Below are 21,978 nucleotides of genomic sequence, written 5' to 3'. Positions count from 1 at the left end.
AAACCATCTCCATCTTCGTTAATACTTACACTAATCATATATCATACTGAGCCAAATGAGAAGAAACTGCGGAAACCTTTGCATTTGTAAAATTCAGGTAATTTTTAAGCCGAAGACTGCAAATCTTCGGCTTTTGGTTTCCATATCTTATGTTATGTAACTGAAACTCACATTTTTCGAATCATTTTGCCCTTTTCACAAGCTTCCTTAGTTCATCTATGTCAGGATATCTTCCGGAAATGACGATTTCTCCAAAAGCAACAGTCACAGGCTGGCTGTCCGGCGCTTCAAAATCATATCCTTTAACCAGTGGTTCTTCAAGGAATCTCTCCTTGTGAAGGGTATAATTGTATCTCATGATGTCGATGCCTTCTTTTCGAAGCTGCCTTACAAACCTTGCCAGATCCTTCAGCTCCTCTTCCCTTTCCATTCCACAGGCCATTGAGACGCATATGTCAGGCTCGTATATCCTTATCATTTTCCGAGACCTTCTTCAAGCACCCTTTTTCTCAGGTCCATGACCTTTTCCTCTATTATTTTCGCAGTCCTTATGAACTCGTCATCAGCTTTGCCTGACGGGTCGTCGAGGCCCCAGTCCTCACGGTGCTTTGAAGGGAGATACGGGCATTCAACGTTGCAGCCCATGGTTATGACTATGTCTATATCCTTCGGTATGTCATCAATGAGCTTCGATGTCTGGCTGAGCTCCATGTCTATATTGTAAAGTGACTTAATTATCCTGACTGCATCCTGGTTTATCCTTGGCTTTGTTTCTGTACCTGCTGAGTATGAATCGAAGGCGTCGGAAGCAAGCTGCTTTCCAAGCGCTTCAGCCATCTGGCTCCTGCAGGAATTGTGTACGCATATGAACGCGACTTTTGGTTTCAAAATGATCAACTCCTCTTTCTTCCAATATACAGCAAAAATCAATTGTATGCAATTAGTCTTATGTAAACTGCTTGTAAATCATTGCAAGAGCCCCTAAAGGACAAACAGAACCAATAATGGTAGAATGGAGTAGAACTTATAATTTTTGAATGGCGGTGTGTAAATTGAAGCTACGGAACGAAGCATTAGTCATGATTCTATTTGCAGCAGTACTCTCAGCGGCCATACTGAAGCTTGACCCCGGCAGGAGTTACCTTGTGTGGAACATTGGCCTGGCTCTTGTCCCCTACTTTTCATCGCTCTTACTTTCAAAGAATGACACAGTTTACTATTCCAAAGTCCTTTTTCCTTTCTTCATCCTTGTCTGGCTACTTTTCTATCCGAATGCAATGTATATGGTCACAGATTTCATACATTTTTCTCTGCAGACCTTCTATAAAGCTTCTGCTGATGGAACCAGCCTGTTCGGGATGAAGGTCGAATACGTGCTTGACCTGGGACTATGGATTTCATTCGCCCTCACCGTATGCGCTGTATTCTACGGGGTCGCATCCGGATACATGTCCATTACCAGGGTCGAAAAGGCAATCTTCAAGGAAAAGCCCGCCTTCGGACGCGTGGTGTTCATAATTATCGTCAGCCTGCTCACTGGCTTTGCCATCTATATCGGACGATTCCTAAGGTTCAATTCCTGGGATCTGCTCAAGGAACCTCTTGCCATACTAAAATGGCTGAAGGACGGCCTGACCCTGGATGCAATCTACGTAATACTTGCATTTGCAGCCATGCACCTGTTCATAACGGCAATCCTCAGGCTTTCATCGGTTAAATCTGAGGATTGATTGCAGTTCAACGTATTTGAAAATTTTCCTGTTGACAAAACACTGACGTGAAATTAGAATCTAACCGACTGCAATCATCTCCGGAGGTGTCAACGTGAACCAGTACTCAGTAAAGAAGTCATTCAACAACAATGCGGTGCTCGTCACGAAAGAAGACACTGACTATATACTTATCGGGAGAGGGATTGGCTTTGACAAGAAACGGGGCGACCGGATCCCAGAGTCCAAGATGATAGAGAATGTCTTCATAATGGTTGATGAGAAGAACAGGCAGCAGTACGAGAACCTGCTTGAGAACGTGGACCACAGGCTCCTTACCATAACCGAGGACATCATAAGGATGGCTGAGGAGGATTTCAAGGAGAAACTTCATGCCGATACCCACCTGGGTCTCGTTGACCATATAAGCTTCGCTGTAAGAAGGATCAAAGAAGGCATTGGAGTGGTAAATCCGTTCCTTGTCGAGACCAGGATGATGTACAGGCAGGAATATGCTGTGGCTGCAAAGGCGGTAAGGCTCATACGCGACAGGCTCGGAATCGATATACCTGAAAGCGAGACAGGCTTCATTGCGCTGCACCTTCACGGCGGCAGGCTTTCCGGAAGGACAGGGGCCTCAATGAAGTATGTCAAGGCACTCAGCCAGGTGATCCCCTACATCGAGGACAAGCTTGGGATTTCTCTTGAGGAGGATTCATTCGACTCCGTGAGGCTCATGTCACATCTTCGGGCCATGCTTGAGCGCTGTTCCAGGAAAGAGACCATCGACAACGTGCTTCTGGACAGGATGAAAAAAGATTTTGCATTCGAATATAAAATTTCTGAAAATATAGGCTTGATTTTAGAAAAGAATATTGGTATAGTTGTACCTGAAAACGAAATAGGGTATATCGCTCTCCACCTGTATAAGCTGAGGAGCTCCCGCAAAGGCGTGTAACTGATTCGATCAGGCATGAGTTCATTATCTGATGTCCAAAGGACTTTCTTTGGATACCAGATAATGGGTTCATGCCTTTTTTGATATCACAAAAAAGAGGAGGAAAAACAATGTCTAAAAAATCCAGTGGTTTCTTCGCAGTACTGCAGAAGGTCGGAAAGTCATTAATGCTTCCAGTATCAGTTCTTCCAGCAGCCGGTCTCATGGTCGCTTTCTCCAGAATAATCGAGCAGGCCGTAGGTGCTGAAGCCTTAGCTTCAAACCCAATTCTTGCAACATTTGTCAAGGTGCTTTTCTCAGGCGGACTTGTCGTGTTTGAGAACCTTCCCATTATTTTCGCGATCGGTGTAGCAATAGGCTTCACTGCTGGTGAAGCTGTATCCGGACTTGCAGCCGCAGTTGGATATGTAGTTCTCATCAAGGTGCTTGACATCATGTCAGCAGCACAGAACCTTGCGGATCCCATCAACATGGGAGTGTTCAGCGGTATCATAATCGGTCTTATCGCAGCAAAGATATATACTAAATACTACAAGACAAAGCTTCATCCGGTACTTGGCTTCTTTGAAGGCAAGAGACTCGTCCCAATCATAATGGTAATAGTATCCATACTGCTGGGAGTAATCCTTGGCTTCGTATGGCCTCCGATACAGGATGGTATTAACTACCTTGGACAGCTTGCTATCACTGCTGAAATAGGCGGATTCAAGCTTGGCGGAGCGATATACGCTTTCGGTAACAGGGCACTCATACCAACAGGACTCCATCACGTTTTCAAAACTCCATTCACCACACAGTTCGGACAGTTCACGGCTCCTGACGGACAGGTCTATGTAGGAGAAATCGCAAGATTCTTCGCAGGAGACCCAACAGCCGGCAACATCACTGCAGCAGAGTATCCACTCAAGATTTTCGGACTTCCTGCAGCAGCATTCGCAATGTACAAGACCGCTCTTCCTAAGAACAGGAAGGCCATCGGCGGTGTAATGCTTACAGCAGCACTTACCTCCATCATCACAGGAATAACCGAGCCAATAGAATTCGCATTCATGTTCGCAGCACCTGCCCTCTACATAGCGCATATATCCCTTGCTTTCGTAGGCGGAATGTTCATGAACATATTCCATGTAAGGCTTACTGAGACATTCACCTCATCACTCATAGACTTTGCGGTGAGCATATCCACAGGAAATGCCGGAAACCCATGGATGCTGATACCAGTCGGTATTGTCATCGGAATCGCTTACTTTGCACTCTTCTACTACCTGATCAAGAAATTTGACTTGAAGACTCCAGGCAGAGATGAATCAGAAGAAACTGCAATAGAAATTCCAGTTACTGGAAGGGCTGTTGAGATACTCAAGGCACTTGGCGGAACAGACAACATAAAGGCCATAGATGCCTGCATAACAAGGCTCAGGCTTGAGGTTGGCGACACTGCAAAGGTCGACAAGGCAAGGCTCAAGGCACTTGGCTCAGCAGGAGTGCTTGAAGTCGGAACTACCGGAATACAGGTAATATTCGGAACTGCCGCTGAAGGCATCAAGGATGAAATAAAGGCAGTCATGGCGAACCCAGGTGCATATGCAGTGGTTGCCGAAGAAGTAGCTGAAACAAAAGAAGCAGTAAAAGAGCTTACTAAGGAAACCATATTCAGCTCACCAATGAAGGGAAGGCTCGCAAAGCTTGAAGAAGTGCCAGATGCTCTCTTCGCAGAAAAGATGATCGGTGACGGATTTGCAATTGACCCGACTGAAGGTCTTGTTACAGCACCAGTTGCTGGAAACATAGCCCACATATTCGAGACAAACCACGCCATAGCAATAGTTACAGAAACAGGACTTGAGGTTCTCATCCACATCGGAATCGACACAGTAAAGATGGGTGGCAGAGGCTTCAAGAGACTTGCAGAAATAGGACAGGATGTCGTCATCGGAACTCCAATCATGGAGGTTGACCTTGACCTTGTAAGGAAAGAGGCAAAATCCAGCATGACTGAAGTAGTAGTTACAAACATGGATGTAGTAAAGTCCATGGAGATAATTGCTGAAGGCAATGTATCCAAGGATACGGATGTCCTTATAGTCAGATAAATTAAGGCAAGAAACAGAAGGTCAGCTTTCCAGTATTGGATAGCTGACCTTCTGGCATTTTATCGGTAACTTCAGTTCAGGAAATCTGAATCCGGGGAATACTAAGTATTCAATTGCACCAGTATGACAGACTGTCTTATCGCCTGCTTTTTTCCAGCAGATACTGACTTAAGGCAATTGAATTGATCTTTGATTCCATAGGATCCGCACGGGGAGCCTGAATCACAGGAACTATCGCTCCGGCAACGACCCCGGCTGCCTTAAGCTGCGCCATCATCGATAATGACTTGTATAATGTATTCCCCACTTCGATATTTGGAACCAGTAAAACATCTGCCTGACCGGCAACTTCACTTTCAATCCCCTTGTGCTTTGCAGCTTCATGGAATACTGCATTGTCGAAAGCCAGCGGGCCGTCGATTACCGCATTCTTTATCTGACCTCGGTCGCCCATCTTGCTGAGTATTGCAGCATCCGTAGTGGACTGGGAATTGACATTTACCGTCTCCAGGTATGAGAGAACTGCAACCTTTGCCTTCTCGCAGCCAAGCCCGATAGCAACTGAAACCGCATTGTTTATAAGGTCAACCTTTTGCATCAGATCAGGGTTTATAGTCATGGCACAGTCCGTAATAATAAGTAATCCGCCCTGCGGTTTTTCAAATACTGCAACATGTGACAAGGCACCTTTCCCACGTAAGCCCTTTTCTTTGTTTAGGACTGCACGCAGGTAGTCACTGGTCTGCATATTGCCCTTCATAGGCAAATCCGCTTTTCCTGAACGTACCAATTCAACTGCTATAGCTGCCGCCTCAGCATCACTGCCTGCCTCGACTATGTTTTCCTCTTTTACCTTGTATCCTATTTTCTCTGCGGCTCTCTGTATCTTTTCCCTGCTATCTATCAGGATGCATTCGGAAATTCCCATTCTCTCAACTTCACGGACAGCTTCCAGAGTGACATCGTCACCTGCACATGCTATGGCGATTGTTTTTTTACCCTGGCCCTTTACAGCCTTAATAAGTTCTTCAAAACTACTGATCATATTTCCACCATCCTCTAGTATTTCTTAAGTTCTTCTTCTCCCCGGAGATACCTTAGTGCTCCAGCTGCCAATGATTCCAACTCATTTTCGCCAGGGTAAACATAAACAGGAGAAATATGTTTGACCCAGTCAGTGATTAAATCGACGACTCGTTTCCAGTTTGCCAGGCCACCGGTTATCGCAATTGCATCAACTTCTCCGCGAAGCGTGACAGATCTTGCACCGATCTCCTTTGCCACCTGGTAAGCCATGGCTTCCACTGCAATCCTTGCTTCCTCGTCTCTGTTCTGGATACGGCTTTCTATTTCAATTCCGTCCGAAGTACCGAGATATGCGGCAAGACCTCCCTCAACCCCCAGCATGTTATGCACTTCCTGCCTCGTGTACTTGCCTGAATAACACAGGTCCACAAGTGGACCGACAGGAAGGGCTCCTGTCCTTACCGGTGAGAATGGTCCGTCGCTCTCAATGCCGTTGTTGACATCAATTACCTTGCCTTGATGATGTGCTCCGACAGTAATGCCGCTGCCGATATGGGCAACAATGATATTTGCCTGTTCATACGTCTTTCCCAATTTTTCACTTGCGAATTTTGCTGTTGCCTTTTGGTTAAGCACATGGTAGGAGTTAGGTCTCGGGATAAGCGGATGGCCTGAGTAGGTTGCGATCTTCATCATATTGACATCAGTTGTCGGATCTACTGTAAGGACAGGCTTTCCGAACTCTTTCCCAAGGTCATAGCACAAGCAGCATCCCGGATTGCTGGTGTGGATTCCGTATTTTTCCGTCTTGAAGTCTTCTATCATTTTCTCATCAATTTCGTAAACTCCAGGTTCACAAGGCTTTACTAACCCTGAGCAGCTGACATAAGTATCAAACTCGTCAATTCTAAATCCCTTAGAATTGACCCAGCCTGTTATGTCCCGCTTTCTGACATCATACTGCTCCCAGACTGTCTTAAAGCTCTTCATCTCATCCAGTGAGTGACGAATTGTCTCTTTATATAGATCTTTGTCCCCGCTGTATATGGCGACCTTTGTTGTTGTCCCTCCATACATGATGACTAGCATCAAAGGATTCATACTGCTCATTTCAATTCCCCCTGAAATCCATTCTCTTCATTTTCTTGAATTTATCGGTCTGTTCTTTTAAAGCTTGCCTACCTGCTTTAGTATCTCAACTAGCTTGTCATCACGCCATGCCTTAAGTTCACCTGGAGTCGTTCCAGCCGTCTCCTCCTTGAGCCCCTCTGCCATTAACTCTCCTACACCGTCAGGCAATTTCTCCCAATTGGCCATATCAGGCAGCCAGACATTCATCTGAGGTCCAATGTGTTCTATGGTAGCTGCAATCCCTTTGGGATTTGACAGGTCCCAGACCAGATGCGGTCCCATAAGTGCCCATCTCAAGCCTGGACCATAGCAGCATGCGGCATCTACATCCTTTACTGAACAGACTCCGTTCATGACCAGGTCAGCGCATTCTCTCCATAATGCCATTTGAATGCGGCTTGCTACATGGCCCGGAATTTCCTTGTTTATTATTATCGGTTCCTTGTTGATTGATTTATAGAAGTCATAGCAGAGAAGCACAGTCTCCTCACTTGTTTCTTTGCCCTTGACCAGCTCTACCAGCGGCAACAGATGCGGAGGATTGAATGGATGAGCTGTAATGCATCTACCCGGGTATTTGGACATTTTCTGTATCTCACTTACTAAGAGACCTGAGGTGCTGGTAGCATAAATAGCCTCTGGAGCATACTCATCCATTTCGCGTACAATATTTTGCTTGACCTCATAGCTTTCAAAGGCTGATTCCTGGATAAACTGAGCCCCAGTTAAAGCTTCCTTCAGATTAACTGTATATGTGGCGTTACCCTCTGCTTTCTTTCTTGACTCAGAAGACAGGAGACCTTTTTCCTCAAGGAATTTGAAGTTGGAAGAAATAAGTCTTCTTGCACTCTCCAATGCCTCTACATTAACGTCCTGTACTGCTACATTGAATCCCTTCCACAAATATAATGTTGCCCAGCTTGCTCCAATCGTCCCTACCCCAACACATGCAACCTTTTTGATATCGTTCAGATTCATATTGATAACCACCCATTAGTTTTATTTTTTTTAATAGAAAAGATGGAAACTAAACTGCTGCAATCCTAACCGATGAATAGTCATATGTGAATGGCACATGAAAGCCTAAAGCCTCTTTGTTATTCCCATCATTTCCCTTGCTTCATCAGGAGATGCTATTTCATAGCCAAGGTCTTGCGCCACCTTTACGATACGTTCGACCAGCTGGGCATTGCTTGTCGCAAGCTCGCCTTTGCGGTAATATATGTTGTCTTCAAATCCTACCCGGATATTTCCACCATAGAGCAGTGAACCCAGCGTTGCGAAATACTGGCTGGCTCCTACACCCATGGTCCCGAACATGGAACCCGGTGGTGTTTTCCTGACAAAGTGCGCCAGGTTTTCCATGCTCCACTCCACACCGCCCTGGCTTGTCTTCATGTTCATTACAAACGTGAAGGTTGGGTTGCCTATTATAAGGCCCGGCTTTACAAGAAGATTGATGGCATCTTCAAGCTGAGCATCATTGAATATCTCCATTTCCGGTTTGATGCCGAGCGCCTTCATTTTTGTAGCGGTCTCGACGAGCCATTTCCTGGTCCAGCCAATTATTCTGTCAGGTCCCTCCATGTCAGGTACCCTTGAAGGAATTACCACTACCCCGCAGTCAAGGGATGCCATTTCGGCTCCGACGTCCAGTGAACTGAGTCCGTCATCTGCTGTATTGATCCTGTCAGGCCTGTTCGCGGGAGCTACGCTCGGCTGTATTATAATGTCACTGCAACGCCTCCTAATCTGCTGGACCGTTTCAATGATCACATTCCGGTCGTTTGTAGGAATGCCCTGCCTGTCCCTTGAATGGAAGTGAACTATGGATGCTCCTGCATTGTATGCATCATACGTTGCCTGGGCTACCTCTTCAGGCTGCTCCGGAATCGCAGGATTTGCTTCCTTTCCCTGAAAATTGCTGCTTGGTGCCACTGTGATGATGATCTTCTTTGCCATGTTATCCTCCTGATTGATAATTTATTTTTTGTAAAAACGTTTACTTAATCCTGCTTATGTTATAGCAATAACCGTGCCAAAAGAAAAAAGCCCGGAATTCAGGCTTTTCTTGCTAAAATCTTCAATTTCCTATCCATTTGTGTAGCTTGCCGCCTCATGCATGTAGCCTTTCACTACACAAATTGACTCTTCATCCTATTCCATATCTTCTAAGCTTCTCATAGAATACACTTCTGTCCACTCCAAGGGATTCTGCAGCGCGTTTCTTGTTGCCATCGAATCTGGACATGGCTTCGGATATCGCTTCCCTTTCAACTCTTGCCACCATATCCCTCAACTTAGTCTCCTCAAAAATCGGCTTTTCATGCCCTTCTATAGAATCAGCTGCAGGCAGCTTTTCCAAAAAATCAAAATGCTCAAGTCCCAGCATACCACCGGTGGAATATATGAAGGCCCTTTCCACATAGTTCTCCAGTTCCCTTATATTGCCAGGCCATTCATACCCCATAAGCAGGTCAAGTGCTTCGGGTGAGATGCCGGTTACCCTCATCCCCATCTCCCGGTTATACTTCTGGATGAACCTCTCAATAATATAGGGTATGTCCTCCTTCCTCTCCCTAAGGGGAGGAATTGATATGTTCATTACATTTATCCTGTAATATAGGTCCTCCCTGAACTGGCCACTCCTCACCATTGATAGCAGATCCTTATTCGTAGTGAATATCATGCGGACATCGATATCGATTGTCTCCTTGCCGCCTATTCTCCTTATTTCCTTCTCCTGAAGCACCCTGAGCAGCTTTGCCTGCATAGAAAGTGGAAGGGAATCAATCTCATCCATCATCATCGTACCACCGTTAGCCACCTCAAACTCTCCGAGCTTGCCATCCTTTGATGCCCCCGTGAAAGTCCCCTTTTCATAACCGAATAGCTCCGATTCTATGAGGTTCTCAGGTATAGTAGAGCAGTTTATCCTTTGAAACGGCATTCCCGACCTCCTGCTCAAGGAATGCAGGGCATGTGCAAAGAGCTCCTTTCCCGTCCCGCTCTCCCCGGATATCAGCACCGTTGATTTCGTTGAAGCCATCTTGTGCACCAGCAACTTCAGTTTCAGCATAGTGTCATTCTGGGATATGATGTCATCGATACTGTATTTTGCGGCATTCTGCTTCTTGCTCTTGTCCTTGTAGTAGTTGAGCTCCTTAACCAGGTTATCAAGCCTAAGCTTGAGCGAAATAAGCTTGTCGTTGTCCTGGAACGTCGATATCCCGACTATCCCCATGAATTCCCCATTTTTCATTATCGGAAACTTGTTGATGACAAAATTCACACCATTCCTCGAATAAATGACCCCAAGCTCAGGATGTCCCGTTTTTGCAACATTTGTCATGTTCGTATTGTCTATTACCTCGCTGACAGGCCTTCCCAGGGACTTGAGCCTGTCTATCCCCAATGAATCCGCATACTTGTCATTGATGTAGACCATTCTGAAATCCTTGTCTATGATTGCAACAGAACCAACGCTTTCCAGCGCCTCATTCGCATAATACTCCATCATTTCCTGACTCAAATTATCAGGATCCAGCCAGCTCGAATATCTGTCCATCAAATCCCCCCCCCTATTGGCTTCACGTCTTGTGTAGTATTTTACTACATACCAGGCAGAATTTCATCTCTTTACAATAATCTATATGATAAAAGGCTCTGTTTACCAGAGTTTTTGCTACACCAAAAAAGCCAGCCTGCCTGGGCAAGCTGACCAAATGTGCTATTTAGTTATGGAGCGTTGTCATTTCCCCTTCAGGATCATTTCAATCACTGCAGTGATATCCTCAAGTCCGCTTACTGAGCCTACATATCCCGTCACTACGTTCCCTTCCTTGTCTATGAATACCGTTGTCGGTATTGAGCTAATCCCGTACTTTATTGCAGCATCCGAATTAGTGTCGAAGTAGACCGGGAATGTGTACTTGTTGTCTGCAATGAATTCCTGCCCTGTGGCTTTTGTCTCACGGCTTCCGTCAACAAGGTCCAGCATCATGAACTTCACCCTGTCTCCATACTGCTCGTATGCCTTTTGGAAATATGGCATCTCTTCCTTGCAGGGCGGGCACCATGATGCCCAGAAGTTAATCACGACTATTTCACCCTTGAAATCAGACAGCCTTACCTCTTTGCCTGAACCGTCAAACACCCTGAAGTCCGGAGCAGGTGTCTTTTCTTCAGTCTCGCTTCCGGAAGTCGCCTGAGTGGGCTGACTCGGCTGAGGTGCATTTCCCTTGCTGAGGACCTTGTATCCGGCATATGCACCTCCGATTACCAGAACCAATAGAAGCACGCTTAGAAGTGCTTTAACTTTTTTATCCATAATATCAGTTTCCTTTCAATCTAAAATGACATCAGCGAAAGAAGTCTTCCGAGATAGCCAGTGACCATCATGATTCCAAGTGTAATGAGCAGGACACCTGATACTATCTCAACTGCCCTGTAGTGCCTCTTGATGAAGTCAAAGGCACCTTTGAGGCTGTCGATGAGTATTGCGCTCAGTATGAACGGAATACCAAGGCCAACTGAGTAGCTCGCAAGCATGAGTATTCCCTTGACGGCGCTGCCCTTTGATGCTGCAAGCATGAGTGCAGATCCGAGGAATGTTCCGAGGCATGGTGTCCAGCCTATGGAAAAAGCCATGCCGAAAAGCATAGATGACAGGAAGCCCTTTCCGGGATCCTTTCCGCCTGGCCTCATACCCCTGTTGAACAGGGATATCCTGAACAGTCCAAGGTAGCTCAGCCCGAACAGTATGATTACGGAACCGGCAACTATGTCAAGCACCCTCCCGTACCTTACAAGGAGGCTTCCTATGCTACCTGCAAGTGCACCAAGGGTTGTGAACACTATTGAAAAGCCCAGAACGAATCCAAGTGCGTTGACTATCGGTTTGCTTTTTCCTTCCTCCTGTCCTGCGAAATACGAGATGTATATTGGCAGCATTGGGAGGAGGCATGGGGATATGAACGTTATTGTCCCTTCGAGGAACGAAATCAAATAATCCATCTTTTAATCCTTCGCTTTCTGATTACCTTCATTATATGGAAATCCATGCGACTTGTGAAGGGTTCTGGCAATTTAAATTTTATGTCATTCAATTTTACAATTGTTATTTTGATTAGGATATTCATCAAGTTGCGCTGTTGTCTATACAAGAGATTTGGACATCACCTATCCTCAAGCCAAAGACTCAATTGTTAAGGTGACCCGTTCTGCTTATTGGATAGCTGTCGGAATCGACGTTTGTTGCATTTGAATTATCACTCTGTTACGCTTGAATCAGATGCAAAAATTAAACAATAAGGAGCTACTTATGAATAAATATAAGATTGCAGTTATTCCCGGAGACGGTGTCGGTCCTGAGGTCATTGAAGAGGGAGTGAAGGTACTAAAAAAGGTATCAGAGCTTGACGGAACATTTAGCTTCGATTTCACATTTTTCCCATGGGGATGCGAATACTACCTAGAAAACGGCTTTATGATGCCAAAGGATGGAATCGACCAACTCAAGGAATTTGATGCTATCTACCTCGGAGCCGTAGGTGCTCCGGGTGTCCCGGACCATATTTCACTATGGGACCTGCTGCTTATTATCCGTAAAAGCTTCGATCAGTACATCAATCTCCGCCCCGTTAAGCTTCTTGAGGGTGCGCCATGCCCGTTGACTGGTGTAAAAAAAGAAGATGTTGATATGATTGTTGTGCGTGAAAACAGCGAGGGAGAATATGCAGGCTCAGGAAGCTGGCTCTATAAGGGCAAGCCCAATGAGGTCGTCATTCAAAATGCTGTATTCTCAAGGGTTGGCTGCGAACGTGTCATCAGATATGCTTACGAACTGGCACGTAAAGAAAATAAGACGCTCACAAATGTAAGCAAGGCGAACGCCCTAAACTACAGCATGGTCTTCTGGGATGAAGTCTTCAATGAAATAGGCAAGGAATATCCTGATGTAAAGACATATTCGCTGCTTGTTGATGCGGCAAGCATGTTCTTCGTAAAACAGCCCCAAAGATTCCAGATCGTTGTCACATCAAACCTCTTTGGTGATATCCTCACTGACCTTGGTGCGGCTATCGCTGGTGGTATGGGACTGGCTGCAGGAGCCAACATTAATCCTGAACGCAAATTCCCATCCATGTTTGAGCCTATACATGGTTCTGCACCGGATATAGCAGGTAAGAACATTGCAGACCCTCTGGCTTCAATTTGGTCAGCAAGTCAGATGCTTGACTTTTTTGGTCATGAGGACTGGGGCAAAATGATCATTGACGTAATTCAGCAGGTCCTGACCGAAGGAATAACACTTACACCAGACTTGGGTGGGAGCTCAAGCACCAGAGAAGTTGGAGATATTGCCTTGGCTAAACTCTCCGCTGCTTTTGAGAAAACAAGAAACTAAAGCAACCCTCAATAGTAAAGTAATTAGAGAAATGAATATTTCAATGAATGCCTGATGTTGATAATGTTTGAATCGCCTGAGCATGTTCAACTGCCTTGTGAAACCAAGAAAACCAGGATGAGCTATTCCTACTCTAGGAACAGTTCATCCTGGTTTTTTATATCAGATAATATTTTGATCCTGACGAAAAGCCTCTGAAGCTTTCTTCCAGTTACTCAATCCGGATACTAATTTCAATTTCTGCAAAACAGATGTCTTCAATTAGTCTCCATCTTACAAATCTCACATAATCTGATCTTGTTACTTTTATTTTGCACTAGCCATAAGTTTAATGTATCTGGACAATGTCTTCATGGACCCTGATACAATCCTCGCTATGTTGCCTATTCCAAATCGCCTAAGCATCTCGGTCTTGCTGTTGACCACGAGATTCACGTAAAGGTTTGTGACCATCAGCTCATAGTAATAGCGCCTGAGGGACATATTGGATGGCCTTATCGTCACCTGGCCGAAGGACCATTTGTCATACTCTTCAGCTGAATGAATCAGCCTGTCCTTGTACTTCCCGTACATTGGAAGGTTTGGGAATGGTGTCAGCGGGTTGATTGAGCTTGTCTGCGGCTTCAGAAGGCCTATATATTTCCTGAACTTCCGAAAGTCATCAGCCGACCAGTCAGGATGAGCCATGAAGGATGCCCATACGTCGATACCGATATCCTTAAGTATTTTTGCGGCCTTAAGGTTGTCAGACACGTCTGACTTCTTCCTGTAGATATCCAGTTCCTCATCGCTGAAGGTCTCATAGCCTACAAGAACGGCCTTCAGTCCAAGTTCCTTGAATTCCCTTACCAGCGGTTCGAAATCCAGTATCCCCTTGACTGAAGCATAGACTAGGAAGTTCTTCCTTAACCCAAGCTCCCTAATGAGGTCCAGGAAGATCCTTATCTTAAGCTCGCTTGCGAAGAAGTCATTGTCCATGAGCATTATAGTACCCTCTTCTATCGACATGAGGTCCTTTCTTGTAATTTCAAGGTCCAGGAGCTCTTCCTTGTAGCCTTCGATCCTCCACCTGAGGCAAAAATCGCAGGCCTTCTCGCAGCCTATGCCATATTCCATTATGGCAGCAGGCCTATACCCGAAATAGGAGTACTCGTTCCTGTACTTTTTAGTGGACTGCCTGTCCGGCAGAAAGTATCCGTTCCTGCCCTTAGGGCCATGGGATTTGTAGCCATCCGAGCTTGCACGCACTCCTTGAAGTGACGGAATCTCAGCTCCTCTGCCAATCTCCTTGAAGAAGGTCTTGATATTTTCACCATTAACATACTCGAATATGTAGTCCACTGAATCGTCTGCAAATGACAGTGGAGCCAGATATGCCTGTGTTCCGCCTGCAAGGGTCACGATGTCAGCCTTAACTGACTTCACCTCCCGGCAAAGTGCAATTACAACCTCCACATCTATGCAGAGGCTGGTGATGCCTACTGCTTCAGGCCTATATTCCAGAACCTTGTCCTTAAGGCTGCCCTTCTCAACCATCATGTCGAAGATCTCCACATCATGGTCTGACTTAAGAAGACCGTATATCATCTCAAGCCCTATAGGCTCAGAAAACATGAAGTCGCTTACTGTTATGGCCTGCTTAGGCCTTGGAGGTCTTGCAAGAAGTATCCTCATATTGTCTCCTTAGAATATATTGGGTGTTATACCCTGTCCTATCTGGTACCTGTAGTATAGGTTCACGATTGTGTAAAAGAGGTATTTCCCAGGTTTTTTCAGGAACTCCTTCCTCAGGATGTTCCTTTTGAATATGGACCTTATGGTGAAGAGCGACCTGTAGAGATCCCAGTAGCTATTAGTAAGCTCATCAGGCGTCATATTGGGATGTGTGTATACAGCCTCTGTGCCGTCAAAGGAGTAAATGTCATCCTTAACGAGCCTGCCCTGCCTCTCTATATCCTTGAAGAACCTTGTTCCTGGTATCGGTGTAAGTATGTAGAATCTGGGTACGGAAATCTTGTTGTTTTCGATGAAATCTTTTGTAGCCCTTATTGATTCAAGAGTATCCGCTTCGCCTCCGACAACCATCTCCGTTGAGACGTCAATTCCGTGGTCCTGGATATTTCTTATCAGCCTTGGGTAGTCCTCAGGCTTTGCCCAGGACTTGTCCATTGCCTTGAGGCTTTCCTTTGTGATGCTCTCAAGCCCAAATGAGAGTGTTGTGCAGCCGCTATCCTTAAGTGCCTTCAGCAGCTTGTCCTCGCTTCCTATCCTTATGTCGCACTGGCTCATCCATTCCATGTCCAGTGCCCTGATCTCTTCCAGTAGTTTCCCGAGATATACCCTGTCAGCGAAGATATTATCATCAAGCAGCAGGAACTTCCTGTATCCGAGTGCTTGTACCTGCCTTATGTCCCTCACGACCTCTTCAACGCTCTTCCTTATATATGTACCCTCATAAAGACAGGCTACTGAACAGAAGCTGCAGCTGTGGGGACAGCCTCTCCCTGCCTGCACAGGCAGGAAATCGCCAAGGTTCTTGTCCATGATCAGGTCGAACCTCGGAGGAGGTGTTGTGAAATAGCCTCTCTTAAGCCTGTTCTCATAGAGTGGCTTCAGCTCCCCTTTTTCATAGTCACTGATAAGCTCACTCCAGACAAGCTCGGCATCACCCACAACAACCACATCGCAGTATTTCTTTGCCTCCTCGGCCATGAGGCTCGCCATATAGCCTCCGAGAACCACCGTCTTTCCACGTCTCCTAAATTCTTCCGCGATATCGATTGACCTTATAACCCCATGACCCATTGAGCTTATACCTATGAGCTCAGCATCAGTATCAAAGGGAATGTCCTCAAGTATCTCAAGTATTATCTCGACCTCATGCTCAGGAGGTGTAAGTGCAGCTAATAGAGGAAGTGCAAGCCCTACGAAATAAAGCTTCTTTTTCTTTATCGGTTTTTTCCCTCTGTCATAAGGGCTTGGCTGTATGAGAAGTATCTTCATATACCCCTCACCACCTTTCCAAGATACTGCATGGTCACCCTGCTGCTTCCAGACAGCATTTTCAGATTCATTCCAAGCCCGTACCTTCTTATCAGTGCCAGTACGTTCTTAGGCCTCATCACTATCCTGTAATAGGCCTTTACGATCTCAAGGTAGAAGGCTCTTGTTCCCATATGCTCGGGCTTAAGAACCACGTGAGCCATATCCCACATCTCGTATCGTTCCCTGGGGTAAAGCAGCTTGTCCTCGTATTCACAAAATATTGAAGTCCCTGGGAGCGGTGTCAGCGGCTGAAGGTTAACAAACCTTATCCCAAGCCCCCTGACCCATGAGGTGAGGTCAGAAAAATCCTTCCTTGAAAAATCAAGGGGTATGATTAGCGTTGCGTAAAGCTCTATCCCAAGCTCAAGAAGTACCTTTGCAGCCCTTTCATTGACATCAATGTCCGTTCCCTTCTTGTATGAATCAAGGTCCTGTCCCCTTATCGACTCAAGTCCCACAATTACTGCCTGAAGCCCCTGGTCCCTGAACTCCCTCAGGATATCCTTGTTTTCAGCAACAAAATCAGCCCTGCCGTATACAAGGAATTTCTTCTCTATTCCCCGTTCCTTCAGCAGCCTAAGGAATTCCCTGATCCTCCCTTTGCTGAACAGGAAGTCATCATCCACTATGTATATTTCCTTTTCCCCAATGCCCTCCAGTTCATCCATGACATCCTTAAGGTCACGGGTGAAGTACTTCCCTCCTGTAATCTCCTTGCAGAAGCAGAAGCTGCAGTTGTAGGGACAGCCGTAGGAGGTCTTGATGAGCGCGCAGGGCCTGTGGAACATGTAGTAGTATTCTGACCTGTATTTTCTTACAGATTCCCTGTCGGGATGCCTGTATACGAACGAAAGCTTCATTTCACCGGAGCTTTCAATGTTATTCCTTATCTCGGCAGGTGACATTCCCTTAAGCATTCCCTCAAGTGTAATGTTGAAGCCGTCTATGCCGTTCCTTGAGTATACGAAATCAAGGGAGGGGTCTATAAAATCTTCAGGTACAACCTCCGCATGGACTCCTCCTACGCCGGTCAATGAGTTTGGAAATAGCCTCTTCACCTCGGCGCACATATCCTTAATGGTCCCAACATGGGTTATGTATCCGGTGAATACAATAAGGTCAGGCTTCTTCCTCATTACGATGCTTATGAATGGCTCCTTCTCAAGGATCATGTCGCAGATCTCAAGGTTTACCCTATTCCTTATTCCATCAGGTACATTAGAAACCAGGTATTCAAGCTCAAGAGGCTCGCACACCATGACATGCTGAAGCCCTATGGTTTCCCTGTCAGGTCTCGGTCTTACAAGCAGCACGTCCATCAGCATCTCTCCCTGTTGTCTGTCTTTATCGAAAGCGTGTATACTGCAATCCTTGGCATGTAGAATGCACGTTTGATTATCTTCATGTCCAGAACGTTGAAGTCAGCCTTCACCATTTTCCTGAACTCATCGTCTGATGGGTAATTGGCCTTTCCTGTAGTAAGCTTCACTCCAGCCAGCATCACCTTGTCAAAGACACTGTCGCCGCTTGCAAAGCCTACAAGAAGCCTTCCATTCATAGTCATGAGGCCGCTCAGCTTATGGAGAACAGCCTTAGGATCCCTGTAGTATGGAAGTGAGTGGGTACAGGTGATCAGGTCGAACCTTCCTTCAAGTCTGTCAATATGCATTGCATCCAGGAGCTCATGGCATGCCCCTATGTTTCTCTTCCTTGATACCTCAAGCATCCTTTCAGAGTAGTCCACACCGGTAAGCTTAAGCTTCGGATACCTTTTCCCTATCTCATGTAGAAGCTCACCCGGGCCGCAGCCAAGGTCAAGGAGGTTATTCCTGCCCTTCTCTAATTTCTCAAGCTTCTCAAGTATGTATTCCCTTGTTGGCCCAAGGCTGTGCTTTTGCACCCAAAGCCTGTCGTATCTGTCCGCCCAGAAGTCCCATATTTTAGCTGACATCAGTATCTCCTTGTACTCTCTAGTATTCTTTTCCTTCATTTGTTTCTTGCCTGTCTGATTGCCTGCTTATCTTCTTCCAGGTAATGCATTGTCTGATGAATGACCGGATCCTTTTTGACCTCAGAAGTCCCAGGTGCAGCCACAGGAACATCAGATAGAACATCGGTGCGGGAAGATGTGGTCTCGTCACCAGATGGAGGAAATCAAACCTTTCCGGATTATCCGTAAGAAGCTTCCCCTTCATCTCCTCATACCCATCAGTTCCCTTGATCGGTGTCAGTATTGAAACAGTATAGGTTCCTATCCTGTTTTCCCTCAAGAACCTCGCAAGTCTTCTGAAATCAGAAATCCTGTACTCAGGACTTACCATGAAGAGAGCTGTAAGGTCTATTTCAGCCTCCCTGAGTATTCTTATTGCCTCAGGATAATCAAGGGCATCAGTCTGCTTGTTGTAACCATCAAGCTCAGAGTTGCTCGTTGCCTCGAAGCCTACTATGACCTCTCCAAGGCCGCATTCCCTGAGCTTTTCAAGAAGGTCCCTGTTCTTCAGTATGAAGTCAGCCCTGAGGTATGCTATGAGGTTCACCCTCTTGCTCCACTTCTCAGCTGCATTAATGAAATCCAATGCATCTTTCCTTGATGCAAGGAACACATCATCAACTACCCATACAAATTCTGCATCAAGCTCAAGAGCTTCATCAAGGATATCCCCATAGTCGCCTGCTATGTGTTTCCCATCATTTAGCAGCCTGCAGTAGCAGAAATCGCACTTATATGGACAGCCTGTCCTTCCCTTTACCAGGGCAACCCTTCTTTTGTCCAGGTACCTGGTTTTTTCAATTAAGGCTTTTGTCAGCGACCTGTCCGGCTTTATAAGCGGCATCCTGATGACAAGTCTGGAACTTCCAATGATCCACTCTCCCGCCCTTTGCATGTCGAAGCCAGAAGGTTCAAGCTCCTCGAGCCTTCCATCCACAAGCCTTAATATATCCATGAAAACCTGAAGGTCTGAGCTGTGTACGACGAAATCCACGTTTGGCGAATGGAAGTCCCTGCTGTTCCTTTCGGCATGGGTCCCTCCTACAATTATCCTTACGTTTGGAAATCTTCTCCTGTATACTTCTGCCTCTTCAAGTATCTTACTCTCAGCTGTATTGTATCCAGTAATAACCAGGACATCAGGAATAACACCTGGTTCTCTCAGCCCGAACAGGTCGTCGATGATATACACTTCAGCTCCTGTCTCCTCTGCTGCTGCCTTGAGATAAGCGAGCTCCAGAGGCTCAACCCTTACAGGGTCGAGGATGGAGAACGGTGTCCTTGCCCTTGCCTTCTTTAGAAATACCCTCATTTGTCCTCCAGCTTGCTGATCCATTAAGCTTCCGGCAATTAGTTTCAGGTCCGGAATACCCTGTGCAGAACCTTATATCTCCTATATGAGAAGCGACCTGAGGCTCGACGGATGACAGAATTCACCACAGGATTCCCATGGTATACAAGCAGGTGCTTTATCTCCTCTGTACAGCCTAATCGAAGCTTTGCAGCTTCTGAGGTCTGACCCATGTCAATCCTTTTGTACCCATCTTCAATTCCCTTCCTGATGACGTATATAAGAAGATTGTGATACAGGCTTGCGCCCTCTTCCCTCCTGAACCCGCAGAACATGAAGGTGAGGGTGTCTCCGTATCCCCTAAGGACAAGCACTGCAATCAGACTTCCATCTGTTCTCCTGACCTCGACAATCTCGCTGTCATAGCTTCTGAAAAACTCAATCGGTAAAGTCTCCAAAGGATATTCAGACCGCTCGACTACACTCCTATAGAGCATATGATGCAGAGTGCTGAAGTCTGAAGACTCAATCCTTCTGAATACAAGCCCGTTCCCTTCTTCAATCACACCAAGTACGTTCCGCCTGTATGAGGACCTCATAGCCATGAGGTATTCGTCAAAATCCCTGAATCTGTTGATAAATACGAAATTTGAGAGAGTCAGGGAGTTTCCCCTCAGTCTGTAGTCAGTATTTAGTGCAACTGTCAGGCCTTTTTCCCTTTTTATTACCTCAAGGGCCGCTTTTCTCCCTGAAGCTTCATCCGATGCGAATATTCCGCTTCGGCTCATTGAAATGGGCAGTCCGATGATCCTTGCATCAGCCCTCAGCGACCTTTTCATGAATGTCAGAAGGTTTAGCCTCATCCTGTATGTCACGATTATTGCATCATTGACTACAAAATATTCCTGCCCGCAGAGATTGGTTTCCTCAAGTACCTGCAGAAGCTCCATGATATCAGCATTTTTCTCAAGCAGAGCCCTTAGACTTCGATTCATATCATCCGGTTCTGATGATAGTACCCAGGCCTTCAGCTCACTTATGCTTACGAAGCTCCTCATACATTCACGTCCTTGATGTATGCCTTGTATTTCTTGTATACGGAATCTGTCAGCCTTACTCCAAGCAGCCTAGAGTTGTCGTTCGCTTCAAGTATCCAGCCAGATTCGAAGGTGTCGTATTTCCCGATGCATATCTCAAAGACTCTGTTCAGGAGAGCGAGCACTGCTCCATATCGCTGCTCACTTGGCAAAACTCCCATCTCAACTATCTTCACTGTTCTGATCCTGTTTCCAAAGATCCTGTTCTTTATGACAGTCCCTAATCCCAGTGTCTCGCTTGGCCTCATCAGCTCATTGAAATCAGGATACCAAAGCATGAAGCCCACAGGCTCATCGCCTTTGTATGCAAAGAGCAGATTGTGAGCTTTTAGAAGTGGCTTGAAGTCCCTGAACAGCTCAAGGTCCTCCTCAGCCTTTCTCGGGTAATAGAAGAGGTGGTCTTTGAATGCATCATTATTGACATTAGTATAGATTTCAGCATCCCTTTCAAGATTCCCGTAATCAAGGCTCCTGATTGTATATCTCCTCTTCAGCCTTTCAGTTATCCTTGGGTCAAGGATCTCTTCAAGCTCCTTAAGGTCTTTCCTGAAGCTCACCATATCTATTGTCCTGAAGCCATTCTCCTCGAAGAGCTCGTTGTAGAAAGGGGGATTGTGCATTGTTCCGAAGCCCTGCTTCTCGGTGTAGCCGCTTGCCAGGAATCCAAGCCCGTAGTTGACATGGACATTAAGGGAGCCTGTAATCTGTCTTGCACCTTTCTCTTTTGCAAGCTCTTCTGCCCTTGAAAGTATCAGGCCAAAGGCATCGGAGTTCTTCTCCTTTGCTTCAAAGAATGCGACCTGAAGGAAATCTTTCATCCTATCCACCTGTGCAAGCACAGCAATCATGAGTATTTCACCGTTTTCCTCTACCATAACAGGCTCGAGGTAGGCAGATCTGCACATGACGCTTTTGTCGTAAAGGAGGGACTTCAAAAGACCTGACATCGAATTCCTTTTCAAGGGATCGTTCAGGTATCTCTTCTCATAGAACCGTATGAATTGTTTGAGCCTTTCCTTTTCTGCAGCAACCAGTCTCATATTTACACCACTTCGCACGAATATTCAGTCCATTTTATTATACCTTCAGGAACTGCAATATGGTAGCAAATTGGAGTCAGGTGAATTCCGGGTATGGGAAAGCCCGGTCAGTCGCATTTCACTCTGTATATACCGGGCTAAGTAAAAAGAAGGACAGACATCCTATTAATGCCTGTCCTTACAATTATC

General features: G+C 46.0%; 20 protein-coding genes. 4 read left to right on the top strand and 16 right to left on the bottom strand.

Annotated features, from left to right (window positions below):
* Positions 1-181: 181 nt before the first annotated feature.
* Positions 182-478 (bottom strand): arsenic metallochaperone ArsD family protein, encoded by a 297-nt coding sequence (locus J2Z34_RS03810; RefSeq protein ID WP_209458538.1) that lies wholly within the window; start codon positions 476-478, stop codon positions 182-184.
* Complete coding sequence (locus J2Z34_RS03805) at positions 475-888, bottom strand: arsenate reductase/protein-tyrosine-phosphatase family protein (RefSeq protein WP_209458537.1); 414 nt, start codon at positions 886-888, stop codon at positions 475-477. The genes J2Z34_RS03810 and J2Z34_RS03805 overlap by 4 nt, the downstream gene beginning before the upstream one ends.
* 164 nt (positions 889-1,052) lie before the next feature.
* Here J2Z34_RS03805 and J2Z34_RS03800 point away from each other — a divergent pair, with 164 nt between their 5' ends.
* The 3 genes from J2Z34_RS03800 (at position 1,053) to J2Z34_RS03790 (ending at position 4,760) form a co-directional block, all read left to right on the top strand.
* Positions 1,053-1,730 (top strand): DUF1361 domain-containing protein, encoded by a 678-nt coding sequence (locus J2Z34_RS03800; protein ID WP_209458536.1) that lies wholly within the window; start codon positions 1,053-1,055, stop codon positions 1,728-1,730.
* A 94-nt stretch (positions 1,731-1,824) separates the two neighbouring features.
* Positions 1,825-2,667 (top strand): PRD domain-containing protein, encoded by an 843-nt coding sequence (locus J2Z34_RS03795; protein WP_209458535.1) that lies wholly within the window; start codon positions 1,825-1,827, stop codon positions 2,665-2,667.
* Between the two features lie 110 nt (positions 2,668-2,777).
* The gene (locus J2Z34_RS03790) at positions 2,778-4,760 is read left to right on the top strand and encodes a PTS sugar transporter subunit IIABC (protein ID WP_209458534.1); all 1,983 of its coding nucleotides are present in this window, start codon (positions 2,778-2,780) and stop codon (positions 4,758-4,760) included.
* Between the two features lie 136 nt (positions 4,761-4,896).
* On the opposite strand, the gene J2Z34_RS03785 is transcribed toward J2Z34_RS03790, so the two are convergent.
* The 7 genes from J2Z34_RS03785 to J2Z34_RS03755 all read right to left on the bottom strand — a co-directional run bounded on the left by J2Z34_RS03785 (position 4,897) and on the right by J2Z34_RS03755 (position 11,933).
* On the bottom strand, positions 4,897-5,805 hold the full coding sequence (locus J2Z34_RS03785) for a bifunctional enoyl-CoA hydratase/phosphate acetyltransferase (RefSeq protein ID WP_209458533.1): 909 nt from the start codon (positions 5,803-5,805) through the stop codon (positions 4,897-4,899).
* Between the two features lie 14 nt (positions 5,806-5,819).
* Positions 5,820-6,896, bottom strand: coding sequence for a butyrate kinase (buk, locus tag J2Z34_RS03780; RefSeq protein ID WP_209458532.1), 1,077 nt, complete (start codon positions 6,894-6,896; stop codon positions 5,820-5,822).
* Between the two features lie 57 nt (positions 6,897-6,953).
* A complete protein-coding gene (locus J2Z34_RS03775; protein ID WP_209458531.1) occupies positions 6,954-7,895 on the bottom strand; it encodes a 3-hydroxyacyl-CoA dehydrogenase family protein in 942 nt (313 codons plus the stop codon).
* 105 nt (positions 7,896-8,000) lie between these two features.
* Complete coding sequence (locus J2Z34_RS03770) at positions 8,001-8,879, bottom strand: beta-keto acid cleavage family enzyme (protein WP_209458530.1); 879 nt, start codon at positions 8,877-8,879, stop codon at positions 8,001-8,003.
* A gap of 190 nt (positions 8,880-9,069) precedes the next feature.
* Entirely contained in the window at positions 9,070-10,485 is a 1,416-nt protein-coding gene (locus tag J2Z34_RS03765) for a sigma-54 interaction domain-containing protein (protein ID WP_209458529.1), read from the bottom strand.
* Between the two features lie 183 nt (positions 10,486-10,668).
* A complete protein-coding gene (locus J2Z34_RS03760) occupies positions 10,669-11,247 on the bottom strand; it encodes a TlpA family protein disulfide reductase (protein WP_209458528.1) in 579 nt (192 codons plus the stop codon).
* A gap of 20 nt (positions 11,248-11,267) precedes the next feature.
* Positions 11,268-11,933, bottom strand: coding sequence for a cytochrome c biogenesis CcdA family protein (locus J2Z34_RS03755; RefSeq protein ID WP_209458527.1), 666 nt, complete (start codon positions 11,931-11,933; stop codon positions 11,268-11,270).
* 307 nt (positions 11,934-12,240) lie between these two features.
* Here J2Z34_RS03755 and J2Z34_RS03750 point away from each other — a divergent pair, with 307 nt between their 5' ends.
* A complete protein-coding gene (locus tag J2Z34_RS03750) occupies positions 12,241-13,326 on the top strand; it encodes a tartrate dehydrogenase (protein WP_209458526.1) in 1,086 nt (361 codons plus the stop codon).
* Positions 13,327-13,632: 306 nt separating this feature from the next.
* Here the strand turns inward: J2Z34_RS03750 and J2Z34_RS03745 are convergent, their stop codons facing one another.
* Genes J2Z34_RS03745 through J2Z34_RS03715 form a run of 7 tightly spaced genes read right to left on the bottom strand, consistent with a single transcriptional unit; the run spans position 13,633 to position 21,789 of the window.
* Positions 13,633-15,000, bottom strand: a complete 1,368-nt coding sequence (locus J2Z34_RS03745; protein WP_209458525.1) for a B12-binding domain-containing radical SAM protein — start codon at positions 14,998-15,000, stop codon at positions 13,633-13,635.
* A gap of 9 nt (positions 15,001-15,009) precedes the next feature.
* Positions 15,010-16,329: a B12-binding domain-containing radical SAM protein gene (locus tag J2Z34_RS03740; RefSeq protein ID WP_209458524.1), complete on the bottom strand. Its 1,320-nt coding sequence runs from the start codon at positions 16,327-16,329 to the stop codon at positions 15,010-15,012.
* On the bottom strand, positions 16,326-17,690 hold the full coding sequence (locus tag J2Z34_RS03735) for a B12-binding domain-containing radical SAM protein (RefSeq protein ID WP_209458523.1): 1,365 nt from the start codon (positions 17,688-17,690) through the stop codon (positions 16,326-16,328). Before J2Z34_RS03735 ends, J2Z34_RS03740 begins: the two co-directional genes overlap by 4 nt.
* Positions 17,690-18,361, bottom strand: a complete 672-nt coding sequence (locus J2Z34_RS03730) for a class I SAM-dependent DNA methyltransferase (RefSeq protein ID WP_209458522.1) — start codon at positions 18,359-18,361, stop codon at positions 17,690-17,692. The genes J2Z34_RS03735 and J2Z34_RS03730 overlap by 1 nt, the downstream gene beginning before the upstream one ends.
* On the bottom strand, positions 18,342-19,673 hold the full coding sequence (locus J2Z34_RS03725; RefSeq protein WP_209458521.1) for a B12-binding domain-containing radical SAM protein: 1,332 nt from the start codon (positions 19,671-19,673) through the stop codon (positions 18,342-18,344). Before J2Z34_RS03725 ends, J2Z34_RS03730 begins: the two co-directional genes overlap by 20 nt.
* Positions 19,674-19,717: 44 nt before the next feature.
* The gene (locus J2Z34_RS03720) at positions 19,718-20,710 is read right to left on the bottom strand and encodes a GNAT family N-acetyltransferase (RefSeq protein ID WP_209458520.1); all 993 of its coding nucleotides are present in this window, start codon (positions 20,708-20,710) and stop codon (positions 19,718-19,720) included.
* On the bottom strand, positions 20,707-21,789 hold the full coding sequence (locus J2Z34_RS03715) for a hypothetical protein (protein WP_209458519.1): 1,083 nt from the start codon (positions 21,787-21,789) through the stop codon (positions 20,707-20,709). The genes J2Z34_RS03720 and J2Z34_RS03715 overlap by 4 nt, the downstream gene beginning before the upstream one ends.
* Positions 21,790-21,978 lie beyond the last annotated feature (189 nt).

Origin of the sequence: Youngiibacter multivorans (assembly GCF_017873395.1) — a bacterium.
Taxonomy (GTDB): domain Bacteria; phylum Bacillota; class Clostridia; order Clostridiales; family Clostridiaceae; genus Youngiibacter; species Youngiibacter multivorans.
This window is presented reverse-complemented; position numbering and strand designations above follow the sequence as displayed.